The sequence below is a fragment of the Salmonella sp. SG203 genome (assembly GCF_013350575.1).
Lineage (GTDB): Bacteria > Pseudomonadota > Gammaproteobacteria > Enterobacterales > Enterobacteriaceae > Salmonella > Salmonella enterica.
Genome location: NZ_SNMT01000005.1, coordinates 94,461 through 108,162, shown reverse-complemented (window position 1 = coordinate 108,162; position 13,702 = coordinate 94,461). Strand labels below are relative to the sequence as shown.

9 protein-coding genes are annotated in these 13,702 nt (G+C 54.3%); 5 read left to right on the top strand and 4 right to left on the bottom strand.

What is annotated here, in order from left to right; genetic code table 11:
- The first annotated feature begins 102 nt into the window (after positions 1-102).
- The 4 genes from aceE (at position 103) to HV477_RS09880 (ending at position 6,862) form a co-directional block, all read left to right on the top strand.
- Positions 103-2,766 (top strand): pyruvate dehydrogenase (acetyl-transferring), homodimeric type, encoded by a 2,664-nt coding sequence (gene aceE, locus HV477_RS09895; protein ID WP_000003851.1) that lies wholly within the window; start codon positions 103-105, stop codon positions 2,764-2,766.
- A 14-nt stretch (positions 2,767-2,780) separates the two neighbouring features.
- On the top strand, positions 2,781-4,664 hold the full coding sequence (gene aceF, locus HV477_RS09890; protein ID WP_000963611.1) for a pyruvate dehydrogenase complex dihydrolipoyllysine-residue acetyltransferase: 1,884 nt from the start codon (positions 2,781-2,783) through the stop codon (positions 4,662-4,664).
- Between the two features lie 200 nt (positions 4,665-4,864).
- The gene (lpdA, locus tag HV477_RS09885; protein WP_001519338.1) at positions 4,865-6,289 is read left to right on the top strand and encodes a dihydrolipoyl dehydrogenase; all 1,425 of its coding nucleotides are present in this window, start codon (positions 4,865-4,867) and stop codon (positions 6,287-6,289) included.
- Between the two features lie 288 nt (positions 6,290-6,577).
- On the top strand, positions 6,578-6,862 hold the full coding sequence (locus tag HV477_RS09880) for a hypothetical protein (protein WP_017465627.1): 285 nt from the start codon (positions 6,578-6,580) through the stop codon (positions 6,860-6,862).
- A gap of 37 nt (positions 6,863-6,899) precedes the next feature.
- Here HV477_RS09880 and HV477_RS09875 read toward each other — a convergent pair whose 3' ends face one another.
- Positions 6,900-7,691, bottom strand: a complete 792-nt coding sequence (locus HV477_RS09875) for a DUF2950 family protein (protein ID WP_000757452.1) — start codon at positions 7,689-7,691, stop codon at positions 6,900-6,902.
- Between the two features lie 12 nt (positions 7,692-7,703).
- The gene (locus HV477_RS09870) at positions 7,704-9,326 is read right to left on the bottom strand and encodes a DUF3300 domain-containing protein (RefSeq protein WP_017465628.1); all 1,623 of its coding nucleotides are present in this window, start codon (positions 9,324-9,326) and stop codon (positions 7,704-7,706) included.
- A gap of 388 nt (positions 9,327-9,714) precedes the next feature.
- On the opposite strand from HV477_RS09870, the gene acnB reads away from it, so the two are divergent.
- Positions 9,715-12,312, top strand: coding sequence for a bifunctional aconitate hydratase 2/2-methylisocitrate dehydratase (gene acnB, locus HV477_RS09865; protein WP_079898676.1), 2,598 nt, complete (start codon positions 9,715-9,717; stop codon positions 12,310-12,312).
- 39 nt (positions 12,313-12,351) lie between these two features.
- Here the strand turns inward: acnB and HV477_RS09860 are convergent, their stop codons facing one another.
- A complete protein-coding gene (locus HV477_RS09860; RefSeq protein WP_000110443.1) occupies positions 12,352-12,816 on the bottom strand; it encodes a membrane protein in 465 nt (154 codons plus the stop codon).
- Between the two features lie 408 nt (positions 12,817-13,224).
- Positions 13,225-13,548 (bottom strand): low molecular weight protein tyrosine phosphatase family protein, encoded by a 324-nt coding sequence (locus HV477_RS09855; protein ID WP_001101536.1) that lies wholly within the window; start codon positions 13,546-13,548, stop codon positions 13,225-13,227.
- Between the last annotated feature and the right edge of the window lie 154 nt (positions 13,549-13,702).

Sequence of the window (13,702 nt, the reverse complement as noted above, 5' to 3'; positions counted from 1 at the left end):
CGGCAACTAAACGCAGAACCTGTCTTATTAAGCTTTCTCACGAAAGTTTAATGGGACAGGTTCCAGATAACTCAACGTATTAGATAGATAAGGAATACCCCCATGTCAGAACGTTTCCAAAATGACGTGGATCCGATCGAAACTCGCGACTGGCTACAGGCGATCGAATCGGTCATCCGTGAAGAAGGTGTTGAGCGCGCTCAGTATCTGATTGACCAACTGCTTTCTGAAGCTCGTAAAGGCGGCGTGAAAGTCGCGGCAGGCGCAGGGGCCAGTAATTACATCAACACTATTGCCGTTGAAGACGAACCGGAATACCCGGGTAATCTGGAGCTGGAACGTCGCATTCGTTCTGCGATCCGCTGGAACGCCATCATGACCGTGCTGCGCGCGTCTAAAAAAGACCTTGAGTTGGGCGGCCACATGGCGTCCTTCCAGTCTTCCGCCACGATCTATGATGTCTGTTTTAACCATTTCTTCCGTGCGCGCAACGAACAGGATGGCGGCGACCTGGTGTACTTCCAGGGCCACATCTCTCCGGGCATCTACGCTCGCGCGTTCCTGGAAGGTCGTCTGACCCAGGAACAGATGGATAACTTCCGTCAGGAAGTTCACGGCAATGGCCTCTCTTCCTATCCGCACCCGAAACTGATGCCGGAATTCTGGCAGTTCCCGACCGTCTCTATGGGTCTGGGCCCAATCGGTGCTATCTACCAGGCGAAATTCCTGAAATATCTGGAACACCGCGGCCTGAAAGATACCTCTAAACAAACCGTTTACGCCTTCCTCGGCGACGGCGAGATGGATGAGCCGGAATCCAAAGGCGCGATCACCATCGCCACCCGTGAAAAACTGGACAACCTGGTCTTTGTTATCAACTGTAACCTGCAGCGTCTTGACGGCCCGGTCACCGGTAACGGCAAGATTGTTAACGAACTGGAAGGCATCTTTGCAGGTGCTGGCTGGAACGTTATCAAAGTCATGTGGGGCGGTCGTTGGGATGAACTGCTGCGTAAAGACACCAGCGGTAAACTGATCCAGCTGATGAACGAAACCGTTGACGGCGACTACCAGACCTTCAAATCCAAAGACGGCGCTTACGTGCGTGAGCACTTCTTCGGTAAATATCCGGAAACCGCCGCGCTGGTGGCCGACTGGACTGACGAGCAGATTTGGGCGCTGAACCGTGGTGGTCACGATCCGAAGAAAGTCTACGCGGCACTGAAAAAAGCGCAGGAAACCAAAGGCAAAGCGACCGTAATCCTGGCCCATACCATTAAAGGTTACGGCATGGGTGACACCGCGGAAGGCAAAAACATCGCTCACCAGGTGAAGAAAATGAACATGGACGGCGTGCGTTACGTCCGCGATCGTTTCAACGTGCCGGTTGCCGATGCTGATCTCGAAAAACTGCCGTACATTACCTTCCCGGAAGGTTCTGAAGAACACAAATACCTGCATGAACGCCGTCAGGCGCTGCATGGCTACCTGCCAAGCCGTCAGCCGAACTTCACCGAGAAGTTAGAGCTGCCTCAACTTTCAGATTTCGGCGCGCTGCTGGAAGAGCAAAGTAAAGAGATTTCCACTACGATCGCTTTCGTGCGTGCCCTGAACGTGATGCTAAAGAACAAGTCGATCAAAGATCGTCTGGTTCCGATCATCGCCGACGAAGCGCGTACTTTCGGTATGGAAGGTCTGTTCCGTCAGATTGGTATCTACAGCCCGAACGGCCAGCAGTACACCCCGCAGGACCGTGAGCAGGTTGCTTACTACAAAGAAGACGAGAAAGGCCAGATTCTGCAGGAAGGTATCAACGAGCTGGGCGCAGGCGCATCCTGGCTGGCTGCGGCGACCTCTTACAGCACCAACGATCTGCCGATGATCCCGTTCTATATCTACTACTCCATGTTCGGGTTCCAGCGTATCGGCGACCTGTGCTGGCAGGCTGGCGACCAGCAGGCTCGCGGCTTCCTGATCGGCGGGACTTCCGGTCGTACTACGCTGAACGGTGAAGGTCTGCAGCACGAAGATGGTCACAGCCACATTCAGTCGCTGACTATCCCGAACTGTATCTCTTACGACCCGGCTTACGCTTATGAAGTGGCTGTCATCATGCATGATGGTCTGGAGCGTATGTACGGTGAGAAACAAGAGAACGTTTACTACTACATCACCACCCTGAACGAAAACTACCACATGCCGGCCATGCCAGCAGGTGCCGAGGAAGGTATCCGTAAAGGTATCTACAAACTCGAAACCCTTGAAGGTAGCAAAGGTAAAGTTCAGCTGCTGGGCTCCGGTTCTATCCTGCGTCACGTGCGTGAAGCGGCAGAGATCCTGGCGAAAGACTACGGCGTAGGTTCTGACGTGTACAGCGTAACCTCCTTCACCGAACTGGCGCGTGATGGTCAGGATTGTGAGCGCTGGAACATGCTGCACCCGCTGGAAACCCCGCGCGTACCGTACATCGCTCAGGTGATGAACGACGCTCCGGCAGTGGCATCTACTGACTATATGAAACTGTTCGCCGAGCAGGTTCGTACTTACGTACCGGCTGACGACTATCGCGTACTGGGTACGGATGGCTTCGGTCGTTCCGACAGCCGTGAGAACCTGCGTCACCACTTCGAAGTTGATGCTTCTTATGTGGTTGTTGCAGCGCTGGGCGAACTGGCTAAACGTGGCGAAATCGACAAGAAAGTGGTAGCGGATGCGATTACCAAATTCAACATCGATGCAGATAAAGTTAACCCGCGTCTGGCGTAAGAGGTAAAAGAATAATGGCTATCGAAATCAAAGTACCGGACATCGGGACAGATGAAGTTGAAATCACCGAGATTCTGGTCAAAGTGGGCGACAAAGTTGAAGCTGAACAGTCGCTGATCACCGTAGAAGGCGACAAAGCCTCTATGGAAGTCCCGTCTCCGCAGGCTGGCGTCGTGAAAGAGATCAAAGTCTCTGTCGGCGACAAAACCGAGACCGGTGCACTTATCATGATTTTCGATTCCGCCGAAGGTGCAGCCGACGCTGCGCCTGCTAAGGCAGAAGAGAAGAAAGAAGCGGCTCCGGCAGCAGCACCTGCTGCGGCAGCGGCGAAAGACGTTCACGTACCGGATATCGGCAGTGACGAAGTTGAAGTGACTGAAGTGATGGTGAAAGTGGGCGACACCGTTGAAGCTGAACAGTCGCTGATCACCGTCGAAGGCGACAAGGCCTCTATGGAAGTGCCGGCGCCGTTCGCGGGCACCGTGAAAGAGATCAAAGTGAACACCGGTGATAAAGTGTCTACCGGCTCACTGATTATGGTCTTCGAAGTGGCGGGCGCAGCGCCTGCCGCAGCACCAGCGAAAGCGGAAGCCGCTCCGGCTGCTCCAGCAGCAGCGACGGGCGTGAAAGACGTTAACGTACCGGATATCGGCGGCGACGAAGTTGAAGTCACCGAAGTGATGGTCAAAGTCGGCGATAAAGTTGCCGCTGAACAGTCGCTGATCACCGTCGAAGGCGACAAGGCCTCTATGGAAGTTCCTGCGCCGTTCGCGGGCACCGTGAAAGAAATCAAAATCAGCACCGGCGATAAAGTGAAAACCGGTTCTCTGATTATGGTCTTCGAAGTAGAAGGCGCAGCGCCTGCGGCCGCTCCGGCTAAACAGGAAGCGGCGGCACCGGCTCCGGCGGCGAAAGCTGAGAAGCCTGCTGCCCCGGCTGCCAAAGCGGAAGGCAAATCTGAGTTCGCTGAAAACGACGCTTACGTTCACGCTACCCCGCTGATTCGCCGCCTGGCGCGCGAGTTTGGCGTAAACCTGGCGAAAGTGAAAGGCACCGGTCGTAAAGGCCGTATTCTGCGCGAAGACGTTCAGGCTTACGTGAAAGACGCAATCAAACGCGCGGAAGCTGCGCCGGCTGCTGCGGGCGGTGGTATCCCGGGTATGCTGCCGTGGCCGAAAGTGGACTTCAGCAAGTTTGGTGAAGTTGAAGAAGTGGAACTGGGCCGTATCCAGAAAATCTCTGGCGCGAACCTGAGCCGTAACTGGGTGATGATCCCGCACGTTACGCACTTCGACAAAACCGATATCACCGATCTGGAAGCGTTCCGTAAACAGCAGAACGCCGAAGCTGAGAAGCGCAAACTGGATGTGAAATACACGCCAGTGGTCTTCATCATGAAAGCGGTTGCCGCTGCTCTGGAACAGATGCCGCGCTTCAACAGCTCTCTGTCCGAAGACGGTCAGCGTCTGACCCTGAAAAAATACATCAACATCGGCGTGGCGGTTGATACCCCGAATGGCCTGGTGGTTCCGGTCTTTAAAGACGTGAATAAGAAGAGCGTGACCGAGCTGTCTCGTGAACTGACCACCATCTCCAAAAAAGCGCGTGATGGTAAGCTGACCGCTGGCGAAATGCAGGGTGGTTGCTTCACTATCTCCAGCATCGGCGGTCTGGGAACTACCCACTTCGCGCCGATTGTTAACGCGCCGGAAGTGGCTATCCTCGGCGTTTCTAAGTCGGCGATGGAACCGGTGTGGAATGGGAAAGAGTTTGTGCCGCGTCTGATGATGCCTATCTCTCTTTCCTTCGACCACCGTGTGATCGATGGTGCTGATGGTGCGCGTTTCATTACCATTATCAACAATATGTTGTCTGACATTCGCCGTCTGGTGATGTAATGAAAAAGCCGGCCAGACGGCCGGCTTTTTTTTGATAATCTCATGGAGTTTGTGAGGTTATTAGCGAAAGCGATAATTCGTGATCCGTTTGTTGTTTCAAAATTGTTAACAATTTTGTAAGATACGGGCGGATAGAACGACCCGGTGGATGATGGGCGATCAAGTACCCCGGACCGCCGGATACAAATAAAGAGGTCATGATGAGTACTGAAATCAAAACTCAGGTCGTGGTACTTGGGGCGGGCCCGGCAGGCTATTCTGCCGCTTTCCGTTGCGCTGATTTAGGTCTGGAAACCGTAATTGTAGAACGCTACAACACCCTTGGCGGTGTTTGTCTGAACGTCGGCTGTATCCCTTCTAAAGCGCTGCTGCACGTAGCAAAAGTTATCGAAGAAGCCAAAGCGCTGGCTGAACACGGTATCGTCTTCGGTGAGCCGAAAACCGATATCGACAAGATTCGTACCTGGAAAGAGAAAGTGATCACGCAGCTGACCGGCGGTCTGGCGGGTATGGCCAAAGGCCGTAAGGTGAAAGTGGTCAACGGTCTGGGTAAATTCACCGGGGCGAACACCCTGGAAGTTGAAGGCGAAAACGGCAAAACCGTGATCAACTTCGACAACGCGATCATCGCGGCAGGTTCTCGTCCGATCCAATTACCGTTTATTCCGCATGAAGACCCGCGCGTATGGGATTCTACCGACGCTCTGGAACTGAAAGAAGTGCCGAAGCGTATGCTGGTCATGGGCGGCGGTATCATCGGTCTGGAAATGGGTACCGTATACCACGCGCTGGGTTCAGAGATTGACGTGGTTGAAATGTTCGACCAGGTTATCCCGGCGGCTGATAAAGATATCGTTAAAGTCTTCACCAAGCGCATCAGCAAGAAATTCAACCTGATGCTGGAAACCAAAGTGACTGCCGTTGAAGCGAAAGAAGACGGTATCTACGTTTCGATGGAAGGCAAAAAAGCCCCGGCTGAAGCGCAGCGTTATGATGCGGTTCTGGTGGCGATTGGTCGTGTGCCGAACGGTAAAAACCTCGACGCGGGCAAAGCTGGCGTGGAAGTTGACGACCGTGGCTTTATCCGCGTGGACAAACAGCTGCGCACCAACGTGCCGCACATCTTCGCTATCGGCGATATCGTCGGTCAGCCGATGCTGGCGCACAAAGGCGTTCACGAAGGCCACGTTGCCGCTGAAGTTATCGCCGGGAAGAAACACTACTTCGATCCGAAAGTTATCCCGTCTATCGCGTACACCGAGCCAGAAGTGGCATGGGTTGGCCTGACCGAGAAAGAAGCGAAAGAAAAAGGCATCAGCTATGAAACCGCCACCTTCCCGTGGGCAGCTTCTGGCCGTGCTATCGCTTCTGACTGCGCAGACGGTATGACCAAACTGATTTTCGACAAAGAATCTCACCGCGTGATCGGCGGGGCGATTGTCGGCACCAACGGCGGCGAGCTGCTGGGTGAAATCGGTCTGGCGATCGAAATGGGCTGTGACGCGGAAGACATCGCGCTGACCATTCATGCGCACCCGACGTTGCACGAGTCCGTCGGTCTGGCTGCTGAAGTGTTCGAAGGTAGTATTACCGACCTGCCGAACCCGAAAGCGAAGAAGAAATAATCTTCTGTAGGTGGCAATGCGCCACCCGATACAGAAAAGCGGCTTTACAGCCGCTTTTTTTATGCATGGCAAATCAGATGTGTCAAATGATGGCGAAGGATAACGAAACCGCAAAATTTATCTTTTCCGCAGCAGTACGTTTTTCAAAGCGTATGCCGTCGGTAGTGCCTTTGTCTGTCATTTTCGATCAACTAATTGTTTCATAAGAAATACCTCTCCTTACTTTGTCATCACCCTGAAATTAGTAACCCTATAAAATAATAGCGAGCTAATTATGAGGTTTGATATATGAAACTTTTTCTGACAACAGCAGCGCTAACCGCGACGTTGGTTTCCGGCATGGCATTTGCCAGCGATCCCGTCATCCCCTGGGCGACTAACAGCGGTGGTACGGAAAGTACGCATATTGCGGCAATGGGCGAGGATTTGAATGCGCAGCATCAGCAGATCACCCACACGCATGAAGGCGTATGGGCGGCTAATTCCGGCAGCATTCAGGCTGATGAAGCCGCGCTGACCAGCAACAAGCCGCCGGTACAAGGCCACCCGGAATTAATGCCGCATCAGGGCTAATGATCACGGCCTGGCGATAACGCCAGGCGCTTACGGGTTATTCGGCGACCTGCCACTGCGCGTCTGGCGCAAAACGCGTGATAGCCTGAACTTTACTCTCCGTCTCCTTGCCTAAATCCGCCTGATAAATACGATCGTCCTGGTTGACCATAAAACTCATCACCCCGGTTTCGCCGTAATGCATCGGCCAGGCCAGAAGCGCCGCGCCGTGACCGTCGTTATCGCTGATAATACGGAAATGGTAGCCGTGGTAACCCTCGTCTGGCGCTGCGGGACTAAAGTTTGGGCCTAACGGACTGGGGACGTCGCCTGCTTTGGTTGGCCAGTACAGGCCATCTTTTTGGCCTTCGCTACTGATTATCCTGTGCGCCCAGCGATGGTTTTGCAAGTAATAGTCCTGCTGCGCATCAACGTAAGCATGCATGGCCTGTAAGGTAGAAAGTTCATTTCGCCCAATAGTACGGGTGAGGATCTCATTCCCGGCTGCCGCCATATCAAAGCGCCAGCCGCCAGTCTCTTTCACCATGGGCACCGGGAGCTGCCAGTCTTCTCGTCCGACATTCAGGTGCGCCGTATTGTCTTTCTGTACAATGCGATGGCCTTCGCGCCAGTCACGATTGAAGCGGGCCACGGCCTCGGGATCGGCACCTTCCGGCGGCAGAAATTGCCGCCAGTCATCGCCCAGTAGCGCGGTAAGCTGCGTTTCGTTTTTTCCGGCTACCGCCGCGGCGAAGGCGCTGGCGGCCGCTTCCGGGGAGGGGAACCGTTCCTGCGCGTAGCCCAGCAAGGGTAACGACAGTAACAGAGCGCTTAACATAACCTTTTTCATTATCTGCTCCGGTTAACGGCGATGAAATTCATGATGTTCAGAAAAATGTTCCCGCGCGGCGGCGCGTTGCTCGGTGTTTAAGTGACTGCCGCGACGGCTTTCCAGGCCGCGTAGCTGTTGCGATTGCCATGACGGCGATCGACTGTCGTTCCCGCTAAACACATTGGCGTGCATATTCTGGCGAAATGCCTGACGCTGTTGCGGCGTAGAGGATTCAATACGCTGGCGGGCGGTGTCTCTCTGCTGTTGTGAAACAGGGTGCTGCTGGGCTTTAGCCTTCAGCTCGGAACGATGCTGCTGCGTGGTGGATTTATTCAGTGTCTGCTGCGCCGCCTCGCGACGACTGCTGTTTTGTGTTCCGTCATAGCCACGGTAATTATTACGCTGGGCAATTTGATTTAACTGCTGCGATGCCGCTTTGCGCTGTCTATCGCGGGATGTCTCGCCTGACAGGTTAGCGGGTGATGTATGGCTGCGCTGTTGGAATTGCGCCATGGCCGCCTGGCGCTGACTGTCGCGAGACACTGGCGCTTGCTGCGTTGCGCTTAACCCGCCGCTAACATTGGTGGGATGGAACCGTTGCGCAACGGTATTATTCGGATAGGGGACGCCATTGCGCCAGGCGGGATTATGCTGCCAGCCCATCGTTTGGCCCGGCAGGTTTTGCCCGGATATCCGGTTGAAATTATTGACATTGATGTTGATATTATCGCCATTATGTTGATAACCGTTACCACCATGATGGTAATCATCATCATGATGGTCGTCGTCATGGTGGTGATGATCGTCGTCATCCCAGTCTATGCTGCTGAACAACGCATAGGTGGTGGCGACGCCCAGACTATAACCAAAACCTTTAACAAAACTATCGGCAAACTGCTGCCCCGGAGGGGGCGGTAAATACACCGGCGGATAAGCGGTATTGGGCCAGGCACCATACACCGTCGCGGGGTTATAGTTCGGCACGTACACCACCTGCGGATTCGCGGGTTCAATTTTGATGACGGTCGACGGTGTCGCTGGCGTACTGGCGGATGTGGTGGTTGTCGTCGTGACGGCGGTAGAAGCGCTGGACTTCGGCACGCTGGTGACGGTTTGCTGTGGCGTGGATTTTAGCGAACCGGTTTGTTGAGCGAGCAGACGCAGCCTTTGCACCGCATCCATCACATCCTGTGGCTGGGCTAAGAACGCATCGCCCAGGTTTTGCACCCATTGCGGATTCTCGCCCATAAGCGCCATCAACTGGGGAAAGGCGACCAGCGATTTGACGCTGGGGTCCCACGGTTGGCTGGCCACCGCCTGAATAGCGGCATCGCCCTGCAGCGTAGGGTTATCGCGCGACCACTGGACGGCCTGAACTACGTTCGCCGGGTAGGTGGAGGCCATGAGCACCTGCGAAAGCAGGGCATCGGGATAAAGCGCGACAGGCGCGACCCATTGATCAATTTGCGCAGTGGTAAAGGTCGTTTTCGCGACAGGCGCGGGCACAGCGGTCTGCGTTGGCTCAGAGGCGGGAGCTGCCGCCTGCGCGGGCGCTTCGGGAGCGCGGCTTTTAACATACAGTACGCCCGAAGCGGCAAATAACCCGGCACTGCACACAAGGGCAATGAGATGGGGTTTAAAGGGCAACGTCATTTTATCTCTCCCGATTCCCGAGAATCGCTATGGTCATTATGCCTGCCGCCGACGGGGTGCAGTTTGGCGTGAGTATAAAGGGACGATAGTTTAATTTTTAGCTAATGTTGGGATCGGTAACGTTACGTGACGATCAAAGCACGAAATGAGGTAAGCATTTATGGCTGCAGCTCCCGTCTCAGTAGAGCATTAGACCATCCTTAACGATTCAGCCACTTTTTTATGTTGCTTTTTTGTAAACAGATTAACACTTAAAGAAAATCCTGTTATTGTGCCTTATGCGGTACCGGGCATTTACCCTACTAACTACTGTCTCACAGGAGCGTGAAGAGAATCGCCCATCAACAAAAGCGCCGCATTATGACAATGAGAGCGAGGAGATATCGTCGTGCTAGAAGAATACCGTAAGCACGTAGCTGAGCGTGCTGCCCAGGGGATTGTGCCGAAACCTTTAGACGCAACCCAAATGGCTGCGCTTGTCGAGCTGCTGAAGACCCCGCCTGTGGGCGAAGAAGAATTCCTGTTAGACCTGTTGATCAACCGCGTTCCTCCTGGCGTAGATGAAGCCGCTTATGTTAAAGCCGGTTTTCTCGCTGCTGTCGCGAAAGGCGACACCACCTCCCCGCTGGTCTCCCCAGAAAAAGCCATTGAACTGCTGGGCACCATGCAGGGTGGTTACAACATTCATCCGCTGATTGATGCGCTGGACGATGTGAAACTGGCGCCGATTGCGGCCAAAGCGCTGTCCCACACCCTGCTGATGTTCGATAACTTCTACGACGTAGAAGAGAAAGCCAAAGCGGGCAATGAATATGCCAAACAGGTGATGCAATCCTGGGCCGACGCCGAATGGTTCCTGAGCCGTCCGCCGCTGGCGGAAAAAATCACCGTCACCGTTTTCAAAGTGACCGGCGAAACGAATACCGACGATCTCTCTCCGGCGCCGGATGCGTGGTCGAGACCGGATATCCCGTTACATGCGCAGGCGATGCTGAAAAACGCCCGTGAAGGCATTGAGCCGGATCAGCCAGGCGTTGTCGGCCCCATCAAACAAATCGAAGCATTGCAGAAAAAAGGCTACCCGCTGGCCTACGTGGGCGACGTGGTGGGCACCGGTTCTTCCCGTAAATCCGCGACCAACTCCGTGCTGTGGTTCATGGGCGATGACATCCCGAACGTGCCGAACAAGCGCGGCGGCGGTCTGTGCCTCGGTGGCAAAATTGCGCCTATCTTCTTTAACACTATGGAAGATGCGGGCGCACTGCCAATCGAAGTTGACGTTTCTAACCTGAATATGGGCGATGTGATTGACGTCTACCCGTACAAAGGCGAAGTGCGCAATCATGAAACCGATGAACTGCTGGCAACCTTCGAACTGAAAACCGACGTGCTGATCGACGAAGTGCGTGCCGGTGGTCGTATTCCGCTGATTATCGGACGTGGCCTGACCACCAAAGCGCGTGAAGCGCTGGGTCTGCCGCACTCTGATGTATTCCGTCAGGCAAAAGACGTGGCAGAAAGCAGCCGTGGCTTCTCTCTGGCGCAGAAAATGGTCGGTCGCGCCTGTGGTGTGAAAGGTATCCGTCCGGGCGCGTACTGCGAACCGAAAATGACCTCCGTCGGTTCTCAGGATACTACCGGCCCGATGACCCGCGACGAGCTGAAAGACCTGGCCTGTCTGGGATTCTCCGCCGATCTGGTCATGCAGTCGTTCTGTCACACCGCAGCCTATCCGAAGCCGGTTGACGTCACCACGCACCACACGCTGCCAGACTTCATTATGAACCGCGGCGGTGTCTCTCTGCGTCCGGGCGACGGCGTGATTCACTCCTGGCTGAACCGTATGCTGCTGCCGGATACCGTCGGTACCGGCGGTGACTCCCATACCCGTTTCCCGATCGGTATCTCCTTCCCGGCGGGCTCAGGCCTGGTGGCGTTTGCCGCCGCGACCGGCGTGATGCCGCTGGATATGCCGGAATCCGTGCTGGTGCGTTTTAAAGGCAAAATGCAGCCGGGCATCACCCTGCGCGATCTGGTCCACGCCATTCCGCTGTACGCCATCAAACAGGGCCTGCTGACCGTTGAGAAGAAAGGCAAGAAAAACATCTTCTCTGGCCGCATCCTGGAAATCGAAGGTCTGCCGGATCTGAAAGTGGAGCAGGCGTTTGAGCTGACCGATGCTTCTGCCGAGCGTTCTGCTGCGGGTTGTACCATCAAGCTGAACAAAGAGCCGATCGTTGAATACCTGACCTCCAACATCGTCCTGCTGAAGTGGATGATTGCGGAAGGCTACGGCGACCGTCGTACGCTGGAACGTCGTATCCAGGGCATGGAAAAATGGCTGGCGGACCCGCAGTTGCTGGAAGCCGATGCCGACGCGGAATACGCGGCGGTGATCGACATCGATCTGGCGGATATCAAAGAGCCAATCCTCTGTGCGCCGAACGATCCGGACGACGCGCGTCTGCTGTCTGACGTGCAGGGCGAGAAGATCGACGAAGTGTTCATCGGTTCCTGCATGACCAACATCGGCCACTTCCGTGCCGCCGGTAAGTTGCTGGATAGCCACAAAGGCCAGTTGCCAACCCGCCTGTGGGTAGCGCCGCCAACCCGTATGGACGCCGCGCAGCTCACGGAAGAGGGCTACTACAGCGTGTTCGGGAAGAGCGGTGCGCGTATTGAGATCCCTGGCTGTTCCCTGTGTATGGGTAACCAGGCGCGGGTGGCTGACGGTGCGACGGTGGTTTCCACTTCCACCCGTAACTTCCCGAACCGTTTAGGTACCGGTGCGAACGTCTTCCTGGCTTCTGCGGAGCTGGCGGCGGTGGCAGCGCTGATCGGCAAACTGCCGACGCCGGAAGAGTATCAGACCTATGTGGCGCAGGTGGATAAAACAGCGGTAGATACCTACCGTTATCTGAACTTTGATCAGCTTTCTCAGTACACCGAGAAAGCGGACGGCGTGATTTTCCAGACTGCGGTGTAATAGAGACGGGCCCGGATTTCCGGGCCCGAATGGCGCTTCTTATTTATTATTACGCTTCACTTCCCGTAGCCCCGGCAAATACGTAATTACCCCGCCCATTAATGCCCCGGCTACAATCGCTGGAATAAGCATAATCAATACTTCACCATATATTAATGGCAGTATGCTTATGTCAAAACGATATCGCACCAAATTAAACAACGTCGTGATCAGACCGCCTGCAATGGCGCAAAGGATCATCCTGTTAATTATTTTTTGATATAATTTCAGGGGTATCAGCGCGCAGGCGACACCGGTTAACCATGCGGGGAGGAGACTGTATATCCAGCCGGTAATAATAACTAATGCTGGTATTGTTCTGTAGAAACAGAACAAAAATGAGTCTGGTCCGCCAATAATGGCGGGTGAATAGTTTATGACACCTATCGCGGTGGCTGCGCCTATTAACGGCCCAAGCAGAATAAACCAACCGCTATGATAAATTATTCGTCGAAATACAGACATAATGTATCCCTCCTTAATTTTCCTTCAACCGTCTGACAAAAAATACAACTCACTACGGCTTCTCTGCTGATATCGCCCATTGCTGGAGCTTAGTTGAAAAGCGCTTATCAAGTAGCCAACAATTTCATGACAACGACCCGGATGATAAGGAAGCGTCTGAAAGACTAGCAGGCATCGGCGTGGCAGGGTATTGATGATTTCTGAAAAAACGCCAGAGGGACACCGGGCTGGTAATGCTATAACTGGATGAGGGGCAGCCATTTTTAATGACTGCTCTCTTCCGGCGCATAATAAAAGGTCATCTAAACGGCGCGCTGCCTGATGTGAAATTTGTCGTCGAGTTTTCGCTTAACGGAGAGTAAGTGAATGTAATCGTGATCGATGATGGACATTTCCTTGCGGCAACGCCTATATCCCCAGCACTTCCGGCACCAGCTCTTCCAGTTGCCTGACCAGTTCAGGATCCATATAGCGATAATCGTCGGGGATATCGAGTACGTGCAGGGGCTTATTTTCAATAATACGACGATATTCAGCCATCAACCGGTCTTTATGTTTCTGCTCCATAACGCAGATAACGTCAGCCCACTGAAGTAACCCGCACGACACGCTTTTTTTGGCGTTGCGGCTGGTGCCGGCGGAACGGACGCTAAGGCCAGGATAGCGGCGGAACACCTGCTCCGCCGTGGGGCTGCGCCATTGATTTCGGCTGCATATGAAAAGCACATTCATTAAATAAATACTCTTCCAGATCGCGCTTCGCTAACGGCGAGTGTGTGAATCGTGGAGACTTAATACCCCACGGTGCGGCACGTAGCACTTTGTCGGAGCGCGTGTAGATATATTGAAGCGCTAGAGTGACTTTCTGTATGAATAATAAACTGTT

Bases quoted from the DNA above. Each gene is read 5' to 3' on its own strand.
- aceE (WP_000003851.1), top strand. From the start codon at position 103: ATGTCAGAACGTTTCCAAAATGACGTGGATCCGATCGAAACTCGCGAC.
- aceF (WP_000963611.1), top strand. From the start codon at position 2,781: ATGGCTATCGAAATCAAAGTACCGGACATCGGGACAGATGAAGTTGAA.
- lpdA (WP_001519338.1), top strand. From the start codon at position 4,865: ATGAGTACTGAAATCAAAACTCAGGTCGTGGTACTTGGGGCGGGCCCG.
- HV477_RS09880 (WP_017465627.1), top strand. From the start codon at position 6,578: ATGAAACTTTTTCTGACAACAGCAGCGCTAACCGCGACGTTGGTTTCC.
- HV477_RS09875 (WP_000757452.1), bottom strand. From the start codon at position 7,691: ATGAAAAAGGTTATGTTAAGCGCTCTGTTACTGTCGTTACCCTTGCTG.
- HV477_RS09870 (WP_017465628.1), bottom strand. From the start codon at position 9,326: ATGACGTTGCCCTTTAAACCCCATCTCATTGCCCTTGTGTGCAGTGCC.
- HV477_RS09860 (WP_000110443.1), bottom strand. From the start codon at position 12,816: ATGTCTGTATTTCGACGAATAATTTATCATAGCGGTTGGTTTATTCTG.
- HV477_RS09855 (WP_001101536.1), bottom strand. From the start codon at position 13,548: ATGAATGTGCTTTTCATATGCAGCCGAAATCAATGGCGCAGCCCCACG.